Source organism: Streptomyces sp. Root1304 (genome assembly GCF_001426405.1).
In the GTDB taxonomy this organism is placed as follows: domain Bacteria; phylum Actinomycetota; class Actinomycetes; order Streptomycetales; family Streptomycetaceae; genus Streptomyces.
Genome location: NZ_LMEP01000012.1, coordinates 29,660 through 50,147, shown reverse-complemented (window position 1 = coordinate 50,147; position 20,488 = coordinate 29,660). Strand labels below are relative to the sequence as shown.

13 protein-coding genes are annotated in these 20,488 nt (G+C 73.3%); 9 read left to right on the top strand and 4 right to left on the bottom strand.

Annotation, left to right across the window (positions count from 1 at the left end):
* The first annotated feature begins 448 nt into the window (after positions 1-448).
* From ASD33_RS13175 to ASD33_RS13160, 4 genes are all read left to right on the top strand, one after another.
* Entirely contained in the window at positions 449-4,576 is a 4,128-nt protein-coding gene (locus ASD33_RS13175) for an FtsK/SpoIIIE domain-containing protein (protein WP_056558163.1), read from the top strand.
* A gap of 180 nt (positions 4,577-4,756) precedes the next feature.
* On the top strand, positions 4,757-6,115 hold the full coding sequence (locus ASD33_RS13170; protein ID WP_056558161.1) for an ABC transporter substrate-binding protein: 1,359 nt from the start codon (positions 4,757-4,759) through the stop codon (positions 6,113-6,115).
* A 9-nt stretch (positions 6,116-6,124) separates the two neighbouring features.
* The gene (locus ASD33_RS13165; protein ID WP_079044746.1) at positions 6,125-7,501 is read left to right on the top strand and encodes a sugar ABC transporter permease; all 1,377 of its coding nucleotides are present in this window, start codon (positions 6,125-6,127) and stop codon (positions 7,499-7,501) included.
* Complete coding sequence (locus tag ASD33_RS13160) at positions 7,498-8,352, top strand: carbohydrate ABC transporter permease (protein WP_056558159.1); 855 nt, start codon at positions 7,498-7,500, stop codon at positions 8,350-8,352. Before ASD33_RS13165 ends, ASD33_RS13160 begins: the two co-directional genes overlap by 4 nt.
* Positions 8,353-8,366: 14 nt before the next feature.
* Here the strand turns inward: ASD33_RS13160 and ASD33_RS13155 are convergent, their stop codons facing one another.
* The gene (locus ASD33_RS13155; protein ID WP_056558156.1) at positions 8,367-8,966 is read right to left on the bottom strand and encodes a TetR/AcrR family transcriptional regulator; all 600 of its coding nucleotides are present in this window, start codon (positions 8,964-8,966) and stop codon (positions 8,367-8,369) included.
* A 240-nt stretch (positions 8,967-9,206) separates the two neighbouring features.
* Here ASD33_RS13155 and ASD33_RS13150 point away from each other — a divergent pair, with 240 nt between their 5' ends.
* From ASD33_RS13150 to ASD33_RS13140, 3 genes are read left to right on the top strand one after another with little or no spacing between them, the layout of a single operon-like run.
* Complete coding sequence (locus tag ASD33_RS13150; RefSeq protein ID WP_056558154.1) at positions 9,207-10,115, top strand: ABC transporter permease; 909 nt, start codon at positions 9,207-9,209, stop codon at positions 10,113-10,115.
* A complete protein-coding gene (locus ASD33_RS13145) occupies positions 10,108-10,932 on the top strand; it encodes an ABC transporter ATP-binding protein (protein ID WP_056558152.1) in 825 nt (274 codons plus the stop codon). The genes ASD33_RS13150 and ASD33_RS13145 overlap by 8 nt, the downstream gene beginning before the upstream one ends.
* 26 nt (positions 10,933-10,958) lie before the next feature.
* A complete protein-coding gene (locus tag ASD33_RS13140; RefSeq protein WP_056558150.1) occupies positions 10,959-12,293 on the top strand; it encodes a glycosyltransferase family 87 protein in 1,335 nt (444 codons plus the stop codon).
* A 64-nt stretch (positions 12,294-12,357) separates the two neighbouring features.
* Here the strand turns inward: ASD33_RS13140 and ASD33_RS13135 are convergent, their stop codons facing one another.
* Positions 12,358-17,328 carry an NAD-glutamate dehydrogenase gene (locus ASD33_RS13135; protein WP_056558148.1) on the bottom strand — a complete coding sequence of 1,657 codons (4,971 nt, stop codon included), beginning with the start codon at positions 17,326-17,328 and terminating at the stop codon, positions 12,358-12,360.
* A 431-nt stretch (positions 17,329-17,759) separates the two neighbouring features.
* Here ASD33_RS13135 and ASD33_RS13130 point away from each other — a divergent pair, with 431 nt between their 5' ends.
* Positions 17,760-18,314, top strand: coding sequence for a DJ-1/PfpI family protein (locus ASD33_RS13130; RefSeq protein ID WP_056558146.1), 555 nt, complete (start codon positions 17,760-17,762; stop codon positions 18,312-18,314).
* A 77-nt stretch (positions 18,315-18,391) separates the two neighbouring features.
* On the opposite strand, the gene ASD33_RS13125 is transcribed toward ASD33_RS13130, so the two are convergent.
* Together ASD33_RS13125 and ASD33_RS13120 are read right to left on the bottom strand one after the other, a co-directional pair.
* On the bottom strand, positions 18,392-19,048 hold the full coding sequence (locus tag ASD33_RS13125) for an HAD family hydrolase (protein ID WP_056558144.1): 657 nt from the start codon (positions 19,046-19,048) through the stop codon (positions 18,392-18,394).
* A 49-nt stretch (positions 19,049-19,097) separates the two neighbouring features.
* Positions 19,098-19,604, bottom strand: coding sequence for a hypothetical protein (locus ASD33_RS13120; protein ID WP_056558142.1), 507 nt, complete (start codon positions 19,602-19,604; stop codon positions 19,098-19,100).
* 288 nt (positions 19,605-19,892) lie between these two features.
* Between ASD33_RS13120 and ASD33_RS13115 the strand changes: the two genes are divergently transcribed.
* Complete coding sequence (locus ASD33_RS13115; RefSeq protein WP_347232281.1) at positions 19,893-20,381, top strand: Rv3235 family protein; 489 nt, start codon at positions 19,893-19,895, stop codon at positions 20,379-20,381.
* Positions 20,382-20,488: the final 107 nt, after the last annotated feature.

The window sequence follows — 20,488 nt, the reverse complement described above, 5'->3', positions numbered from 1 at the left end:
CCGGTCGTCCACAGGCCGTTTCCCGAAGGCCGTGCCGGAAGTGTCCCCGGAGCGCGTAAGGGTCCCGTCGGGGATCCGGCGGGCTTCGCGGCGGGCCCTCCGCCGGTCGTGCCGGTGTTCCTGCCGCCGGGCGTTCTGTCCGGGTTCCGTCAGGCGTTCTGTCCGGAAGAAGACGCTTCCGGGGCGGCGATGGTTGCCGGGCATGTTCCGAAGGCATGCTCAAGCAGGCACTTTTGCGTCCACAGCCGACCATTCAAGATCACTTCCGGCCGACCCGGGGGCGGGTTGTCGGTGGCAGGTGCGAGGATGCACACAGCACGTCGCATCGATGGGGTCGGGAGCCCCGCGCCGTGCCGACCTGTACCGGACGACGCGTCCGTGCCGGGTGGGGGGAGACACAGGGCGGTTCCCCTGCCGGCATCTCGCGCAGAAGGGACCGCTGACGGCGATGCAGATCCGGCTGACCGTCCTCGCGCCGTACGCCGGCCACGGCGCCGGGCGCGCCTGCGACGTGCTCGTCACGGCCCCCGCCGGGACGGCGCTCTCCGCCGTGGCCTCGAACCTGGCGGCCGCCGTCACGGGCCCCGACACCTCGGCCTCGGGCACGACCGTGCTCTACGCGGGCGCGGAGCGGCTCGACAACCGGCGCTGCGTGCTCGGCGAGCCCCCGCTCGTCGACGGCGCGGTCCTCTCCCTCCAGGTCCCCGGCCCCGACGAGCGCGTCCGCGAGACGGCCTCCGCCCGACTGCACGTGGTGGCGGGCCCGGACGCGGGCGGGGTGCATCTGCTGCACGGCGGACCGATCAGAATCGGCCGTTCCGTCGACGCCGACGTGCCGCTCGACGACCCGGACGTCTCCCGCGCCCACTGCACGGTGACCGTCGGCGAGGACGGCCGGGTCACCGTCGCCGACCGGGGCTCGACCAACGGCACCACCCTCGACGGCGTGCCCGTCGGCGAGCGCCCGGTGCGCTTCCGCCCCGGCGCGCTGCTCCGCCTCGGCGAATCCGCCCTCCGTCTGACCGGCCCCGGCGACGGCCTCGACGGTACGGACGCGAGGGCGACGGCCCCGGACGGCGAGGGCCATCTGCGGGTCGCACGCGGCGCGGACGGACCGGAGCGGACCGGCCACGCGGGCGCGTCCGGCCGTGCTCGCGGACGAAGCGCGGACGACAGCACGCACGGCGGCGCGCGGGGCGTCGCTCTCGGCGGCCCGGCCGACGGCGCGTACGCGCGCGACGAGGATCGGTACGAGACCCCCTACGGCGGCTCCCCCGGCCACGCGCACGCGGGAGACGCCCACGACGGCCGCGCCGGCCACGAGGACGGCACGCACCACGACCGGAGCGGCCGGTCCAGAGGCGGCGCGCCGACGGACCGGAACCAGGACGCGGCCTCCGCCCGCGGCAGCGGCAAGCGCGGTCTCGGCGCGTGGGCCCGCCGACTGGCGGGCGGGCGCGAGGAGTTCCCGGCCCCCGCCGCCGACACCCGGGCCGTCCCGGACACCCACGCCGGAGCCCGGCACGGCGCGGGCACGCGTACGGGCGCGGGCGCGCGTTCCGACGCCCCGGCGTCCGTAGCGGCGGCGGACACCTGGCCCGACCCGGCCACCGTCCTGCTGACCGCCCTCGGCCCCGGCCCCCGGCTCTGGGAGCGCGGCCCCGACCACCCCGAGGCCCTGGTGGTCCGGCTCGGCACCACGGACCGCGCCGAGCTGTCGGGCGTACCGGTCACCGTGGGGCTGCGCGAGGCGGGCTCGCTGGGCCTCGCCGGTCCCGCCGACCGGCTCGCCGGGCTCGCCCGGTCCGTCGTCGCCCAGCTCGCCGCCCTGCACTCCCCCGCCGAGCTGGAGATCGTGCTGATCAGCGCCGACCGGAACCGCTCGCTGGACGAGCGGCGCCGGGCCTGGGGCTGGCTCGGCTGGCTCCCGCACGTCCGGCCCGCGCACGGCCAGGACGCCCGGCTGCTCCTGGCGTACGACCGCGAGCAGGCCCAGGCCCGTACGGCGGAGCTGACCCGGCGGCTCGACGACGGCCCCCTCGGCCCCGGCTGGCCCAGTGCCGACCGTGCGGCCGTCGCCGAGGCCGCCGCCCGTCACGAGGGTCCGGCCACGGTCGTGGTCGTGGACGGCGACCCCGGTTCGGCGGCGCTCCGCGAGACGGTGGCGCGGCTGGCCGGCGCCGGCGCCGCCGCCGGGATCCACCTGCTGTGCCTCGCCGAGGCGCCCTCCGCCTCCCCGGTGTCCCCGGTGGCGGCCACGTACGAGACGGCGTGCGCCGGCTCACTCGCGTTCCGCGAGTGCGGGGCCGCCGCGCTGCTCAGCGGTGACGTGGCGACGGCGCTGCGGCTGCTCAGGACATCCGGCGGGCGCGTCGCGGGCCACGGCACCGTCGGCGTGGTCGACGCGGTGTCCGTCGCCTGGGCCGACCGCTTCGGGCGCGCGCTGGCCCCGCTGCGCACGGACACGGCGGCGGCGCCCGGCGCCCGCGCCTCCGCGCTGCCGCCCAAGGCCCGGCTCCTCGACGAGCTCGGGCTCGCCCGCGCCACCCCCGCCTCCCTGATGGCCCGCTGGGCCTCCGCCGGGGACGGCACGGTCGTCCTGGGCGCGGGTCCCCGGGGGCCGCTCGCCGTGGACCTCACCCAGGAGGGGCCGCACCTGCTGATCGAGGGCCCCGCGGGCAGCGGGCGCACCGAACTGCTCCGGTCGATCGCCGCGTCCCTCGCGGCCGGCGGCCGGCCCGACCGGCTCGGCCTGCTCCTGGTGGACGGGGCGGGCGGCGAGCGCGGCGAAGGCCTCGCGGCCTGTACGGAGCTGCCGCACGTCACCGAGCACCTGGTCGCCTCGGACCCGGTGCGGATGCGGGAGTTCGCGCAGGCGCTCGGCGCGGAGCTGAAGCGCCGGGCGGAGCTGCTGGGCGACGCCCACTTCGCCGACCGCCGGGGTTCGCGCGCGGCGCCCGCCGCCGCGGACCGGATGATCGGCCAGCGGACCCCGAGCGCGGCGGAGTCGGTACCGAGGGGCGCGCGGGCGACGGTCCGCGTCCCGGACCCGGAGGACCCGAGCGGCCGGACGCCGTACCCGACGGACATCGACGGCAGGGGCAGCGGCCGGACGCCGTACCCCACCGACATCGACGGCAGGGGCAGCGGCCGGACCCCGTACCCGGGTGATCTCACCGACCGCCCGAGCAGCCGGACGCTCCGCACCGGCGACGGCACGATCGGCTCCCTGCCCAGTGCGAGGAGCGGCCGGACGCCGTACCCCGGGGACGTCGAAGGACGGGCGAGCGGGCGTACGCCGTACCCCGGCGCGGACGACCTGGGCGGACGCCCGAGCGGCCGGATCACGTACTCGTCCTCCGACGACGTCCGGAGCCGTACGAGCGGCCGCACCCTCCGCACGAACGAGGACGACCTCGGCGGCCGGCCCAGCGGGCGCGTGCCCCGGACCGGCGCGGACGACCTCGCGGGCCCGCCCAGCGCCCGGAGCGCCTACCCGGGCGCGGGCGATGTCGGCGGCCGGCCCGGCGGCCGGGTCTCCCGGACCGGCGCGGACGACCTCGCGGGCCCACCGAGCGCCCGGAGCGCCCACCCCGGCGCCGGGGACCTCACCGACCATCCCAGCGGCCGTGTGCCCCGGGCCGTGGACGGCGCGGCCGACGAGCGGTCCGGCGCCCGGTCCCGGCAGGGAGGCGGCGACGCCTACCTCGCGGACACACCCAGCGGACGGCTGCCGCGCCGCGACGGCGGCCCGCTGGACGACCGCCCGAGCAGCCGCACCCTCCGGACCGGCGACGGCGACCTCGGCGACCGCCCCAGCAGCCGCGTCCCCCGCCCCGGAGACAGCGACCTCGGCGACCGCCCGAGCAGCCGCACCTTCCGGACCGTAGACGCCGACCTCGGCGACCGCCCCAGCACCCGGACCCTCCGGTTCGGGGACGGCGCTCGCGGCGCCCGGTCCGCGGGTGACGACACCGGGGCGCGGATTCCCGCGCCCGCCCACGGCGATTCGGCTCCCGCCAGGGCCGCCGCCGCACCCGGCCACCTGCCCCGTCTCATCGTGCTCGTCGACGACTTCGACGCGCTCGTCGCCCCCGCGCTCGGCGCCCCCGGCCGGCCCGCCGCCGGTTCGGTCGTACGGGCGCTGGAGGCCGTCGCGCGCAACGGCGAGCGGCTCGGGGTGCACCTGGTCGCGACCTCGGCCCGCCCGGACCGCACCTCCGACACCGAACTCGCCCACGGGGCCCGGCTGCGCATCGTGCTCGACGCGCCCCCGGCGACCGCCGGGCCGGACGTCCCCGCTCCCGGGCGCGGGCGCCTCGGGCACCCGGACGGCCGGGTGACCCCCTTCCAGGGCGGTCGCGTCACCGGCCGGATCCCCCGGACGGCGACGCTCCGGCCGACGGTCGTCCCGCTGGAGTGGGAGCGGATGGGCGATCCGCCGACCCGTCGCCCGGTCCGTGAGCTGGGCAACGGACCGACGGACCTGGCCCTCCTCGCGAGCGCGCTCGACCGGGCCGCCCGCTCGGTGGAGGCGACCCCGGTGCCGCCCCTCACCCCCGCCACCCACGCCTGACGGAACGTCGCCCCCGCACGCCACGCCGGCCCCACCCGCCCCGCCGCCCCCACCTGACGCAACGTCACGAGGGCGTCACGATCGCCCACTTGACACGGAAGGCGGTATTGCGGGGCCCGCCACCCCGGCGTAGACCTGTCGGCACGGGACAGCGACGCGCACGGGAGAGACGGGGCAGCGATGCGTACAACTCTTCGTCCACGCAAGGCCGCGGTGACGCTCACGGCGTTCACGGCGCTGGCCGCACTCGCCCTGGCGGGCTGCGGCGGCGACACCTCGAAGGACCCGGAATCCGGACCCGACCGCACCCTCCCCCTCAAGGGCGAGAAGATCGAGGTCGCCGCCGTCTGGACGGGCCCCGAGCAGGAGAACTTCACCAAGGTCCTGAAGGAGTTCGAGAAGCGGACAGGCGCGACCGTCACGTTCGTGCCCGCCCAGGACCCGATCGTGAACTTCCTCGGGACGAAGATCGCGGGCGGCGCACCGCCGGACGTGGCGATGCTCCCGCAGGTGGGCGCGATCCAGCAGGCCGCCGCGCAGAAGTGGCTGAAGCCGGTCGGCCCGGAGGCCGAGGCGGCGCTGGCCGCGAACTACTCGCGCGGCTGGCAGGAGCTCGGCGCGGTCGACGGCACCCAGTACGGGGTCTACTTCAAGGCCGCCAACAAATCCCTGGTCTGGTACAACTCCGCCGTCTTCGACAACGCGGGCGCCGCCGAGCCGAAGACCTGGAAGGAGTTCCTCGGCACCGCCGAGACGATCTCCGCCTCCGGTGTCACCCCCGTCTCGGTGGGCGGCGCGGACGGCTGGACCCTCACCGACTGGTTCGAGAACGTCTACCTCTCGCAGGCCGGCCCGGAGAAGTACGACCAGCTGGCGAAGCACACGATCAAGTGGACGGACCCGTCCGTCACGGCGGCCCTGACGACGCTCGCCGAACTCTTCGGCAAGCCGGCGCTGCTCGCGGGCGGCACGAACGGCGCCCTGCAGACCGAGTACCCGGTCTCGGTCACCCAGACGTTCACGGGCGGCGACCAGCCCAAGGGGGCGATGGTCTTCGAGGGCGACTTCGCCGCCGTCAACATCGCCCAGACGAAGGCGAAGATCGGTACGGACGCGAAGGTCTTCCCCTTCCCGAAGGTCGGTGACGCCGGCACCTCCCCCGTCGTGACGGCCGGCGACGCGGCCGTGGCCCTGAAGGACACCAAGGGCGCACAGGCGCTGCTCGCCTTCCTCGCCTCCCCGGAGGCGGCGAAGATCTGGGCCGCCGAGGGCGGGTTCCTCTCCCCCAACAAGAACCTGGACCCGGCGGCGTACCCGAACGACGTCCAGCGCGAGATCGCGAAGGCGCTCATCGACTCCGGCGACACCTTCCGCTTCGACATGTCGGACCAGATGCCGCAGTCCTTCGGCGGGACGCCGGGCAAGGGCGAGTGGAAGGCGCTCCAGGACTTCCTGAAGAACCCGAAGGACGTCGCCGGGACGCAGGCGCGCCTGGAGCAGGACGCGGAGAAGGCGTACCGGGCCGCGGCGAAGGGCTGAGGTCCCGGGATGCCGAAAACGGCCCGCACCCGTGACGACGGCAGGAAGAGCGGCAACGGCAGGAACCGCACCCGCGGCCACGGCCGGACCCGCGTCCGCGGCAACGGCAGGAGCCGCACGGTCGCCGCGGGGTTCCTGCTGCCCGCCCTGCTCCTGCTCGGCGCGCTGGTCGTCTACCCGATCGGGTACTCCGTCCAGCGCTCGCTCTTCGACCGCTCGGGCGACGGCTTCGTCGGCCTGGACAACTACCTCTCCCTCGTCACCGACGACTCGCTGCGCACCGCCGTCCGTAACAACCTGATCTGGCTGGTCGTCGCCCCGGCGGTGGCGACGGCACTCGGTCTGATATTCGCCGTGCTCACCGAACGGGTGCGCTGGGGCACGGCGTTCAAGCTGGTCGTCTTCATGCCGATGGCGATCTCGATGCTGGCCGCCGGGATCATCTTCCGGCTGGTGTACGAGCAGGACCCGGACCGGGGGGTCGCCAACGCCGTATGGGTCGGGGTGCACGACACCTTCGCCGAGTCGTCCGGCTTCCCGCGCGCCCGGCCGCTGCCGGTGCATCCGCTGAAGGCCACCGGGGACGGCGCCTTCGTCACCAAGGTGCCGGTGCGCGCCGGGGAGCCCGTACGGCTTCCGCTGATCGGGGTGGCGCCGGGGCAGATGCCGAAGGGCGCGCGCCCGGCCCTGGAGCGGCCGCCGGCCCCGGGCACCGTCGCGGGGACGGCCTGGCTGGACTTCACCCGGGGCGGCGGCGGGCGGCCGAACGCCGTCGACCCGGCCGAGCTGGGGCTCGCGGGGCTGCGGATCGAGGCCGTACGGGACGGCGAGGTGGTCGCCCGGACCACGGCGGCGGCCGACGGCACCTTCAGCCTGCCCGCCGACCGCGCGGACGGGGCCGTACTCCGGCTGCCGGCGAGCAACTTCCGGGAGCAGTACGACGGGGTGGAGTGGCTGGGCCCCACGCTCGTCACCCCGGCGGTCATCGGGGCGTACGTGTGGATGTGGGCCGGGTTCGCGATGGTACTGATCGGCGCGGGGCTGGCCGCGGTGCCGCGCGAACTGCTGGAAGCGGCGCGGGTGGACGGGGCGAACGAGTGGCAGGTGTTCCGCCGGATCACGGTGCCGCTGCTCGCGCCGGTCCTCGTGGTCGTGCTGGTCACGCTGATGATCAACGTGTTGAAGGTCTTCGACCTGGTCTTCGTCATCGCGCCGGGCTCGGCCCAGGACGACGCGAACGTGCTCGCGCTCCAGCTGTACCGCTCGTCCTTCGGCACGGACGCCGACCTCGGGGTCGGCTCGGCCATCGCCGTCGTCCTGCTCCTCCTCGTCCTGCCGGTCATGGCGGTCAACATCCGCCGCATCCGAAGGGAGAACCGCCGGTGAGGCCGTCGCTCGTCGCCCGGATCGCCGCCCGCACGGCCGGCGGCGCGGTCCGCGTGTTCCTCCTCCTGGCCGGGCTGTTCTGGCTGCTGCCGACGGTGGGGCTGCTGCTCTCCTCGCTCCGCTCGCCCTCGGACATCGCGGCGAGCGGCTGGTGGCGGGTGTTCACCGCCCCCGCCGAGCTGACCACCGAGAACTACGGGCGGCTGCTCGCGAACGAGACGATCACCGGCTCCCTCCTCTCGACCGTCCTGATCACGGTCCCGGCGACGCTGCTGGTGCTCGTCCTCGGCTCGTTCGCCGGGTACGCGTTCGCGTGGCTGGAGTTCCCGGGGCGGGACTGGTGGTTCCTGGGCGTGGTGGCCCTGCTCGTGGTCCCGGTGCAGGTGGCGCTGGTCCCGGTGTCGAAGCTCTTCGGCGCGGTGGGGCTGTTCGAGACGACGCTCGGGGTGGTGCTCTTCCACACGGCGTTCGGGCTGCCGTTCGCGATCTTCCTGCTGCGGAACTTCTTCGCGGAGATCCCCCGCGAACTCCTTGAGGCGGCGCGGCTCGACGGGGCGGGCGAGGTGCGGCTGTTCACCCGGGTGGTGCTGCCGCTGGGCGGTCCGGCCATCGCCTCGCTGGGGATCTTCCAGTTCCTGTGGGTGTGGAACGACATGCTGATCGCGCTGATCTTCGCGGACTCGCAGTCGCCGCCGATCACGGTGGCGCTCCAGCAGCAGGTACGGCAGTTCGGCAACAACGTGGACGTGCTGGCGCCGGGGGCGTTCGTGTCGATGGTGGTGCCGCTGGTGGTCTTCTTCGCGTTCCAGCGCCAGTTCACGACGGGGGTGATGGCGGGCGCGGTGAAGTAGGACGGCCCGCGCGCCTACGCGCGCAGCGCCGCCACCGCCGCGCGCGCCAGGTCGTCCACGTACCCCGGGGGCAGGGGCGTACGGACGACGACGAGCCGCCAGTAGAGGGGGCCGACGACCAGGTCGAGGGCGCGGGCGGGGTCGGCGTCCTCGGGGAGTTCGCCGCGGGCGACGGCCTCGCGGACGATGCGGGTGACCACGCCCTGCTGGCCGTCGAGCAGCGTGGACCTCACGGTCTCGGAGATCTCGGGGTGCCGGGCGGCCTCGACGAGCAGGTCGGGGATGACCTGCGAGGCGACCGGGTGGCGCAGGGCGTGCGAGGCCACTTCGAGGAGGGCGCGCACGTCCCCGTACAGGGAGCCGGTGGCGGGCGCGGGCAGGCCCTGGGCGGCGAAGGCGCCGACGAGGTCGAGGACCAGGGAGAGCTTGGACTTCCAGCGCCGGTAGACGGCGGTCTTGCCGACCCCGGCGCGGCGCGCGATGCCCTCGATGGACATCCGGGCGAAGCCCACGGCCGCGAGTTCCTCGAAGACGGCGGCGCGGATGGCCTCGGTCACGTCCTCGCGGAGTACGGCGGCTCCGGCGGGGGCGCGGCGGGGGGTCGGATCGGTCATGACGGCATCCTAACCAACGGCCACGTTACGACGATACGGTTGCGTTCCGACGTGAGCCCGCTCTACTCTCCCCGTAGCGACGATACGGACCCGTCCCGTCGTCGCGGTCGCACCGCACGCGTCACGCACCACATGCGTCACACGCGCCGCACAGACACGCCCCATGCAGCGCACCACACGCACCACGCAGCGCACCCCACTCACCGGAAGCGCCCCACCCCTCTCCGAAAGCGCCCGCCCGTGACCACCACCCTCGCGCCACCCCCGCAACAGGCCCCCGCCGAGGACCTGCGCGCGCTCGCCCTGCGCCACGGCCTCACGGTCAGCGGGGCCCGCCCCTCGCTCCCCGCCTACGTCCGGCAGCTCTGGTCCCGCCGCGACTTCATCGCCGCCTTCGCGACCGCCCGCCTGACCGCCCAGTACAGCCAGGCGCGCCTCGGCCAGGTCTGGCAGGTGATGACCCCCCTCCTCAACGCGGCCGTCTACTACGCGATCTTCGGCGTCCTGATGGACGCCAAGCACGGCGTCCCCGACTACGTGCCCTTCCTGATCACCGGCATCTTCGTGTGGACGTTCACCGCCGACACGGTCATGAGCGGCACCCGCGCGATCAGCGGCAACCTCGGCCTGGTCCGCGCCCTGCACTTCCCGCGCGCGAGCCTGCCGATCTCGCTCGCGCTCCAGCAGCTCCAGCAGCTGCTGCTCTCGCTGTCCGCGCTGGCCGTGATCCTGTTCTGCTTCGGCGAGTTCCCGACCTGGAGCTGGCTGCTCGCCGTCCCCGCGCTCCTCTGCCAGGCGCTGTTCAACACGGGCGTGGCGCTCGTGCTCGCCCGTCTCGCGGCCCGCACCCCGGACATCAGCCAGCTGATGCCGTTCGTGCTCCGCACCTGGATGTACGCGTCCGGGGCCATGTGGTCGATCCAGAACCTGGCGGTCGGCGGGCGCTTCCCGGAGGGCGTGGTGCTGGCCCTGCAGTGCAACCCGGCGGCCGTCTACATCGACCTGATGCGCTTCGCGCTGATCAGGAGCTACACGGCGGCGCAGCTCCCGCCGCACGTCTGGGCACTCGCCGCCGGCTGGGCCCTGCTGGCCTTCGTGGGCGGCTTCATCTGGTTCTGGAAGGCGGAGGAGACGTACGGCCGTGGCTGACACCCGAGGAACTCCGACCGTGGTCGTCGACGACGTCCACATCACGTACACCGTCAACGGCGGCCACTCCGGCGGCCGGGGCGCCGCGACGGCCGCACTGAGCCGCATCCTGCGGCGCGGTGGCGCCGCTCCGGCGATGCGGCGGGTCCACGCCGTGAAGGGGGTCGGCTTCGTCGCGTACCGGGGCGAGGCAATTGGCCTGATCGGTTCGAACGGATCTGGGAAATCCACCCTCCTGAAGGCCGTCGCGGGCCTCCAGCCCGTCGAACGGGGCCGGGTCTACACCCAGGGGCAGCCTTCGCTGCTCGGCGTCAACGCGGCCCTGATGAACGATCTGACGGGCGAGCGGAACGTGATCCTGGGCGGCCTCGCGATGGGTATGAGCCGCACGGAGGTCCGGGAGCGCTACGACGGGATCGTCGACTTCTCCGGGATCAACGAGAAGGACGACGCGATCTCGCGGCCGATGCGGACGTACTCCTCCGGGATGGGCGCCCGGCTGCGGTTCTCCATCGCCGCCGCGAAGAGCCACGACGTGCTGCTCATCGACGAGGCCCTGTCGACCGGCGACGCGCGATTCCGCCGCCGCAGCCAGGCGCGGATCGACGAGCTGCGGGCGGAGGCGGGGACGGTCTTCCTGGTCAGCCACTCGAACTCCACCATCACGGAGACCTGCGAGCGGGCGCTGTGGCTGGAGGCCGGCACGCTGCGGATGGACGGCCCGGCGAAGGAGGTCGTGGCGGCGTACGAGGAGTTCACGGCCGGACCGAACCCGAAGACAACCGCCGGGCCGAACCCGCAGACAACTAACAAATAGGGCATTGCGGGCTAAAGTGCGGAGGGATGACGAACGATCACCCTCAGTCGCCGCCCCGGTCCGGGAGTGAACCCCCCGCTCCGCCCCGGACCGGGACGGAACCCCCCTCCCTCACCGGGTCCCCCTTCGACTCGGACACCTTCACCTCCGCCACCTTCGTCACGGTCGGCAGCGGCCCACGCCTCGCCCTCGCAGCCGTCTGGCTGCTGACCCGCGTCGGCATGGTCCTGCTGCTGCTCCGCGACAACCTCGGCATCGGCGGGGTCGGCCGCGAGGTGGCCCTCTACCAGCACTGGTACGGGCAGTTCACCCAGGGCACCTTCCCGCCCGGCGACGTCACCTGGCAGTACCCGCCGGGCGCCGGGCTCGTGATCATGTCCCCGGGCCTGCTGCCCTGGCTGACCTACTTCCAGGCGTTCGTCGCCCTCACCCTCCTCGCCGACGCGGTCGTCACCCTCGCCCTCGCCCGCGCCGACAGCGCCCGGCTCACCCACGGCTCCTGGTACTGGGTCTGCGGCCTGCCGCTCCTCCTGCACCTGCCGCTCGCCCGGTACGACGTCCAGACCACCGCGCTGGCCGTCCTCGCCCTGCTCGCCCTGAGCGCCCGCCCCACCGCCGCCCACCAGCTCGGCGGGGCGCTCGCGGGCATCGGCGCGATGGTCAAGGTCTGGCCGGTGCTCACCCTGATCGGCACCCCCCGGGGCCGTACCACCCGCGAGGCCTGGACCGCCGCCGTCGTGGCCGCCCTGGCCCTCCTCGCCACCCTCGCGCTGTTCTTCTCCGAGTCGCTCGGCTTCCTGCGCCAGCAGGGCAGCCGGGGCATCCAGATCGAGTCCCTCGGCGGGACGGCCCTGGCACTCGCCCGGGCCGCCGGCGTCTGGCCGGGCACGGTCGAGTTCCGCTACGGGGCCTTCGAATACGTCGGCCCGTACGTCTCCAGCCTCGGCCACCTCGCCCTGCTGCTCACCGTCATCGCCTTCGGCTGGCTGCTCCTGTGGCGGGTCAGGGCCCACCGCTGGACCGCCGCGACCCCGTTCGACGCGGCCTTCGCCGCCGTCCTGCTCTTCACCGCCACCAGCCGGGTGATCAGCCCCCAGTACATGATCTGGCTGCTCGGTCTCGCCGCGGTCTGCCTGACCTCCCGCGCCACCGTGATGCGCCCGGTGGCCCTGCTGATCCTCCCGGCGGCGGCGCTCAGCTCGCTCGCGTACCCCGTCCTGTACGACGAGGTCATCACCGGCACCACCCGGGGGCTGACCGTCATGGTCCTCCGCAACGGCCTGCTGCTCGCGGCGGCCCTGCTCGCCGCCCGCCGGCTGTGGACGTCGACGGTCACGGGCCCCCCGGAGGAGACCGCGTAACGCCCACGCGCACACAGGGAAGGGCCCCGCCGGCGAACCGGCGGGGCCCTCCCCTTTCACACGACTAGCTGTGGGTACGGAGCAGCGTGCGCATGGTCCGCATCGCCACCGACAGGTTCGCCAGGTCGAAGGTGTCCGAGCCCTGGATCTCCTCCAGGGTCGTCCGCGCGCGGCCCAGGATCGCCGCGTTCTTCTCCTCCCAGGCCTTGAACCGCTCCTCCGGGCTCGTGGTGCCGTTGCCCACCGTCAGGACGTCCGCGGTCAGCGCCGAGTGCGCCGCGAACAGGTCCTCGCGGATCGAGGCACGGGCCATCGACTGCCACCGGTCGCTGCGCGGGAGCTCGATGATCCGGTCCATCAGGTCGGTGATCCGCAGCCGGTCGGCGAGGTCGTAGTAGACCTCGGCCACCGCCAGCGGCTCCTTGCCCATCCGGTCCGCGATGGCGACGACGTCGAGGATCGGGAAGGCGGACGAGAAGCCGGCCACCCGCAGCGCCAGCTCCTCCGGCACGCCGACCTCGGTCAGCTCGTCCAGGATCGACCGGTACCACTCCAGGTCCGAGCCGCGCAGCAGGCTCGGCAGCTGCGTCCAGACCTCCTCGACGCGCTCGGAGAAGAACTCGATGGTCTCGGTGAGCTGGAGCGGCTGGGGCCGGTTGTTGAGCATCCAGCGGGTGCCGCGCTCGACGAGACGGCGCGAGTGCAGCCGCATCCGGGTCTGGACGTCGGCCGGCACCTTGTTGTCGAGGGCCTCGACGGCGTCCCAGACCTGGCCGAGCCGGAAGACCATGCGGGCGGCGGTCTGCGCCCTGACGATCTCCTCGATCGACGCGCCGGTCTCCTCGCGGAGGCGGTGCAGGAAGGTCGAGCCACCGGTGTTGACGGTGTCGTTGACCAGGACGGTGGTGATGATCTCGCGGCGCAGCGCGTGGTTGTCGACGGCCTCGCCGAACTTCTCGCGCAGCAGCGTCGGGAAGTACGCGTGGAGCAGCCCGCGCAGGTACGGGTCGTCCGGCAGCTCCGTACCGATCAGCTCGTCGGCCACCGTGATCTTGGTGTACGCGAGGAGGACCGCGAGCTCCGGCTGGCTGAGGCCGCGGCTGTTGTTGAGCAGCTCGCGGATCTGCCGGTCGTTGGGCAGGAACTCCAGGGACCGGTCGAGGGCCCCGTCACGGCCCAGACGGCGCATGAAGCGCTGGTGGGCGTGGAGCAGGGACGGCGACTGGGCGACGGCGTTGGCCAGGGCCGTGTTCTGCGCGTAGTTGTTGCGCAGGACGAGCGTGCCGACCTCGTCGGTCATCTCCGCGAGGATCTTGTTGCGCTGCTTGACGGTCATGTCGCCCTCGGCGACGAGCCGGTTGAGCAGGATCTTGATGTTGACCTCGTGGTCGGAGGTGTCGACGCCGGCGCTGTTGTCGATGGCGTCGGTGTTGATCTTGCCGCCCTGGCCCTCGGGGCCGCCGGTGCGGGCGAACTCGATGCGGCCCAGCTGGGTCGCGCCGAGGTTGCCGCCCTCGCCGACGACCTGGGCGCGGACGTCCTGGCCGTCGACGCGGATGGCGTCGTTGGCCTTGTCGCCGACGTCGGCGTTGGACTCGACCGAGGACTTGACGTACGTGCCGATGCCGCCGTTCCACAGCAGGTCGACGGGCGACTGGAGGATCGTCTTCATCAGCTCGGCCGGGGTCATCTTGGTGACTCCGGCCTCGATGCCGAGGGCGGCCCTGACCTGCGCGTTGATCGGGATCGACTTGGCGCTGCGGGGGTGGATGCCACCGCCCGCGGAGAGCAGCGACAGGTCGTAGTCCGCCCAGGACGAGCGGGGCAGGTCGAAGAGCCTGCGGCGCTCGGCGTACGAGACGGCCGCGTCCGGGGTCGGGTCGAGGAAGATGTGCCGGTGGTCGAAGGCGGCGACGAGCCTGATGTGCTCGGAGAGCAGCATGCCGTTGCCGAAGACGTCACCGGACATGTCGCCGACGCCGACGACCGTGAAGTCCTCGGTCTGGGTGTCGTGGCCCAGCTCGCGGAAGTGCCGCTTGACGGACTCCCAGGCGCCGCGGGCGGTGATGCCCATGCCCTTGTGGTCGTAGCCGGCGGAGCCGCCGGAGGCGAAGGCGTCGCCGAGCCAGAAGCCGTACGACTCCGCGACGCCGTTGGCGATGTCGGAGAAGGTCGCGGTGCCCTTGTCGGCGGCGACCACCAGGTAGGTGTCGTCCTCGTCGTGGCGGACCACGTCGAGCGGCGGCACGACCTCGCCCGCGACCAGGTTGTCGGTGATGTCGAGCAGCGCCGAGATGAAGGTCTTGTACGAGGCGATGCCCTCGGCCAGCCAGGCGTCGCGGTCCACGGTCGGGTCCGGGAGCTGCTTGGCGACGAAGCCGCCCTTGGCGCCGACGGGCACGATGACGGTGTTCTTCACCATCTGCGCCTTGACCAGGCCGAGGATCTCCGTACGGAAGTCCTCGCGGCGGTCGGACCAGCGCAGACCGCCTCGGGCGACCTTGCCGAAGCGCAGGTGGACGCCCTCGACGCGCGGGGAGTACACCCAGATCTCGAAGGCCGGGCGGGGCGCCGGGAGGTCCGGGATGGCCTGCGGGTCGAACTTCATCGACACGTAGGAGTGCGGCTTCCCGTCCGCCGTCAGCTGGAAGAAGTTGGTCCGCAGCGTCGCCTTGATGACGGTGAGGAAGGAACGCAGGATGCGGTCCTCGTCCAGGCTCGCGACCTGGTCGAGGGCGGCGTCCAGCTCCTCCAGGAGCGCGTCGGTCAGCTCGACGCCGGCGCGCTGGCGCTCCGGCGCCATCCGGGCCTCGAAGAGGTTGACGAGCAGCCGGGTGGTGTGGACGTTGTTGCGGAGGGTGTCCTCCATGTAGTCCTGGCTGAACGTCGCACCGGCCTGGCGCAGGTACTTGGCGTACGCGCGCAGCACCATCGCCTCGCGCCAGGTGAGCCCGGCGGAGAGGACGAGGGAGTTGAAGTTGTCGTTCTCGGCCTCGCCGGTCCAGGTGGCGGCGAAGGCCTCCTGGAAGCGCTCACGGGCGTCGTCGCCGAGGTAGTCGCCGCCGTTGCCGGTCGGGAGCGGCATCCGCAGGCCGAAGTCGTAGACCCAGGCGTGGGTGCGGTCGGCACAGCGCAGCTCGTACGGGCGCTCGTCGGTGACCTCGACGCCGAGCCGGTTGAGCACCGGGAGCACGGCGGAGAGGGAGATCGGGTCGCCGGTCTTGTAGATCTTGAAGCGGCGCTCGCCGGGGCCCGCGACGACGGGCTCGTACAGGGAGAGCGCGAAGTCCTTGCCCTCGGTGCGGGCCAGGGCCTCCAGGTGGACCAGGTCGGCGACGGCCGCGCGCGGCGAGTGGTCGGCCTTGTAGCCCTCGGGGAAGGCGTTGCCGTACTGGCGGAGCAGCTCGGCGGCGCGCTCCTCGCCGCACTCGGCGTTCAGCGCCTCGCCGAAGCCGTCGGCCCAGGAGCGGGCGGCCTCGACGAGCCGGGCCTCGATGCGGTCGACGTCGGCGTCGGTGAGCTTCGCCAGCTCGGTGCCGGGCTGGACGCGGACGACGAAGTGCAGCCGGGACAGGATCGACTCGGTGTTCCAGGCGGTGAAGTCGACGCTGGTGCCGCCGAGCTCCTCCTTCAGGATGTCGATGATCCGCAGCCGGACGCGGGTCGTGTAGCGGTCGCGCGGCAGGTAGACGAGGGCCGAGTAGTAGCGGCCGTACTCGTCCTGGCGCAGGTAGAGGCGCAGCCGGCGCCGTTCCTGGAGGTACAGGACGCTGGTGACGACGGACCGGAGCTGGTCGGCCGGGGTCTGGAACAGCTCGTCGCGCGGGTAGGTCTCCAGGATCTGGAGCAGGTCGCGGCCGTCGTGGCTGTTCGGCGAGAAGCCGGCGCCCTCCAGGACCTCCTGGACCTTGCGCTTGACGACGGGGACCCGGCGGACGGACTCGGTGTAGGCGGCCGAGGAGAACAGGCCGAGGAAGCGGCGCTCGCCGATGACGTTGCCGTCGGCGTCGAACTTCTTCACGCCGACGTAGTCGAGGTACGAGGGGCGGTGGACGGTCGAGCGGCTGTTGGCCTTCGTCAGGATCAGCAGCTTGTGCTCGCGGGCCTTGGCGCGGACGTCCTCGGGCAGGCGGCTGAACGACGGCGAGACGGGGTGGGCGTGGTGGCCCTTGTCGTCGCCGGAGTGCTGCGGGTCGGAGCGCAGGATGCCGAGACCCGTGCCGGGGACGGCGGACAGCGCGTCGCCGTTGACCAGCTGGTACTCGCGGTAGCCGAGGAAGGTGAAGTGGTCGTCGGCGAGCCAGCGCAGCAGCTCGCGGGCCTCCTCCACCTCGGTGGGGCGCAGGTCGGAGGCGGTGGGCTCGTCCGGGAGGCCCTCGGCGATCCGCAGGGCGGCCTCGCGCATCTTGTCCCAGTCCTCGACCGTCTCGCGGACGTCGGACAGGACGCGCAGCAGGTCGGCGGTGATCTGCTTGAGGTCGGCGCGGTCGGTCTCGCGGTCGATCTCGACGTGGATCCAGGACTCGGTGAGCGCGTCGTGCGGCAGCTCGCCGTGGATCTGCGCCGACAGGACCTCGATGAGCTTGCCGGTGACGTCACGGCGGACGAGGACCTGCGGGTGGATCACGACGTGGATGCCGCGGCCCTGGCGGGACAGCTCGTTGGTGACGGAGTCGACGAGGAACGGCATGTCGTCCGTGACGACCTCGACGACGGAGTGGCTGCTGGTCCAGCCGTTCTCCTCCACCGTCGGGGTGTGGACGCGTACGTTCGCGGTGCCCTGCGGGCGGTTCTCCGCGAGCCGGTAGTGAGAGAGCGCGGCCCCGAACACGTCGACCGGGTCCCGGTCGCCGAGGTCCTCCGGCGCGGTGTGCAGGTAGTAGCGCTGGAGGTATTCGAGCACGGTGTCCCGGTCCGGGCGCTCCCCGGCACCCTCCGGGCCCGTCGGAAGTCGCCCCCCGACCGGGCTGTGCTCAGCTACCCGAGCGGCCCTCTCGAGCAGCTCGGCCTTGGCTTCGTCCAGCTTGGTCTGCATGTCCTCTGACTCCTGTCGCGCGCCGTTGCGTGACGTCGGTGGAAGAAAGGGCACAACGCCACGACGCGGTGATTCCGGTCGAAGTCGACGTTATGCCCGGATGAGAGATGTCCGGGTCGTTATCGGCCACAGAGCGCGGCGCGCCCGGACGGAACGGATCGGCGAACGCACGGGCGGCCCGACCGCCGTAGCGAGTCGGGCGGCAGCCGGGGGCTTCACTGCCCCCTCGGCGTATCGCGCTGATCACGGCAAAAGCCTATCGCCCCCGACCCCCGAACCGTCATGAGCCGTATGTGTACAAAAGAGGGGGTGGAAGTTTGACGTTATGGACAGCGACACATGTCCTCTTGGCAAAGCGCCCCGCCGGGGGCGGTGCGTACGCGAGCATGGGCGCTGTACGGCAGACCGACCATCTGTGATCTGGGAGAGCCATGGCGAAGATCCTGATCGTGACCGGGGACGCTGCGGAGTCGCTGGAGGTGATGTACCCGTACCAGCGGCTTCTCGAAGAGGGGTACGAGGTCGACATCGCGGCCCCGGCCCGCAAGACGCTCCGCTTCGTCGTCCACGACTTCGAGCCCGGCTTCGACACGTACACGGAGAAGCCCGGCTACACCTGGCCCGCCGACCTGGCCTTCTCGGAGGTCGACCCGGGCGCGTACGTGGCGGTGGTGATCCCGGGCGGACGCGCGCCGGAGTACCTGCGCAACGACCCGGAGCTGCGCAAGATCCTCAAGTCCTTCTTCGACGCCGACAAGCCGGTGGCCCAGATCTGTCACGGCCCGCTCCTGACGGCCGCCGTCGGCAGCCTGGAGGGCCGCCGGGTCACGGCGTACCCGGCGCTCGAACTCGACATGCAGGCGGCCGGGGCGACCTTCCAGGACAGCGCGGCCGTGGTGGACGGCCTCCTGGTCTCCTCCCGCGCCTGGCCGGACCACCCGACCTGGATGCGCGAATTCCTGAAGGTCCTCCGAGCGAAGGGCTGAACGGGGCCGAGGCCCGCAGGGGGCGGTTCCGGCCACCGGGCCGCCCCCGCACCCCGCCGGAGGCGGCCTCGGCCCGGCTAGACCAGCTCCTCCGCCACGGCGACCGCCTCCGCGAGGGAATCCACCACCGGCACCCCGACGCGCGCCAGCGAAGCCCGACTGTGCGACCCCCCGGTGTACAGCACCGCCTTCGCCCCCACGTGCGCCGCAGCCACCGCGTCGTCCGCCGCGTCACCGATGACGACCACCCGTTCCGCGGGGACGGCGAGCGCGGCGAGGTGCCGCACCATGTGCCCGGACTTCCCGTCCGTGGACGTGTCGGCCCGCCCGTCCATCCGTACGAACCGCTCAGCGATCCCGTACCGCCGCACCAGCGGTATCAGCTCCGCGTGCGGCGCGAGCGACAGCAGCGACTGGGTGAACCCGGACTCCTGCCGCGCCGCGAGCAGCTCAGCGGCGCCGGAGGTCAGCACGCAGGCCTCGGCCCGCTCCCAGTAGTGCCGGTGAAAAATGCCGTCCATCACGGTCCACTCGGCGTCGGTGGGCAGCCGCCCCATGAGCCGCTCGTAGAACTTGGGCACCGGCACCGTGTAGAGCTCGCGGTACCGCTCCAGAGTGATCGATTCGAGCCCCAGCTCGGCGAAGGCGGCGTTGGTCGCCCCGATGACCGCCCCGGTGTCGTCGAGCAGTGTGCCGTTCCAGTCCCAGACCAGGTGCTTCCCGTGCTTCCCCATGGAAAGACGGTACCCGCCGCCTCCGACAGCCAAGACCGGGCGCGGGCCCTCAGCCCAGCAGCCCCGGAATCTCCTGCACCCCGAACCACAGCAGCTCGTGGTCCTCGGCCCCGTCCACGACGAACTGCGCGTCGTCGTCGCCCTGGTCCGCCGCCCCGAGCGCCGCCGCCGCGGCCGTCACATCGGCCTCGGCGTCGTCCGCGTCGGCGTGGACGGCCGCCGCCTTGGCCAGCGGTACGGGCCCGGCGATCCGGACCTCGCCGATGGAGCCGGCGTCGAGCCCCCGGTCGGGGTCCGTGACCGCGTCCTTGTCGGCGACGTCCACCGCGACGACGATCCGGCGCCGGGGCGCCTCGGGGTCGCCGGCCAGCAGGCGCAGCGAGGCGGAGGCGGCCCGGTTGAGCGCCGCGTACTCCAGCTCCTCGATGTCGTCGGAGACGTACCACTCACGCAGGGCGGGGGTGACGGCGTAGGCGGTGAGCGGACCGGTGCCCAGCTCGCCCGCCTTGTGCGCCTGTGCGAGACCGGGGAGGGTCAGGGGGACGTAGACGCGCATCGCTGGCCGCTTTCGTAGACGGAGAGGCAGACGGAGGCCCTCAGGATACGTGCGGAGTCCCCCTTCGGGGATTCCGGCCGAAGTCGGCGTACGTCCACCCCGGGACGGCCCTCTCCGAGGCCCCGGAGACCCGATTTTCCCGCCCGTCACCCGGATAGGTGATTCCGTTTTCGGGCCGCCCCGCCGCCACGGGCTCCTTGCGGGCGCTCCGAGCCCACCCGTACAAGATCCCCAAGGAAAGTTACTGACTGGTACCGACCGGTTACGCAACGACAGGGGCCCGCCGCCATGACGACCACCACCCTCACCCCCACGGGCAGCACCCCCCGCCCCCGCCGGACCCCCGGCGGCCCGGCCGGCACCCGCCCCCGCGGCTCGGCGGGCACCCACCCCCGCACACCCGCGCCCCGCACCGCCCCCCTCGGCCGCCCCCGCGCCCTGCCCCCGCACACCGTCTTCGCCGAGCGCCTGCTCGCGGTGCTCAGCGGGGAGCGCCCGGTGCACTGGATGCTCGGCCACACCGTCGGCGAGGCGTACGAGCAGCTCGTCCGGATCGCCCCGGAGACGCCTCTGCGCTCCCACGGCCCCCGCCCGGTGCTGCGCCGCTGCTCGGTCCAGCTGGGCGAGGACCGTACGGCCCTGGAGGCCTTCGCGACGATCGCGACCGGCGCCCGCGTGCGGGCGATGGCCTTCCGCCTGGAGCGCGGCGAGGACCAGCGCTGGCGCTGCGCCGCCGTGGAGCTCGACGGCCTCGGCACGGCGACCCTCCCGGCGTGAGGCACCCGGAAGAAGCCCCGCATGAAGCAGCCGAAGGAAAGCCCCGCATGACGAAGGGCCGGCCGCCCACCGGGCGACCGACCCCCTCACCTCACGGCATCAGCCCG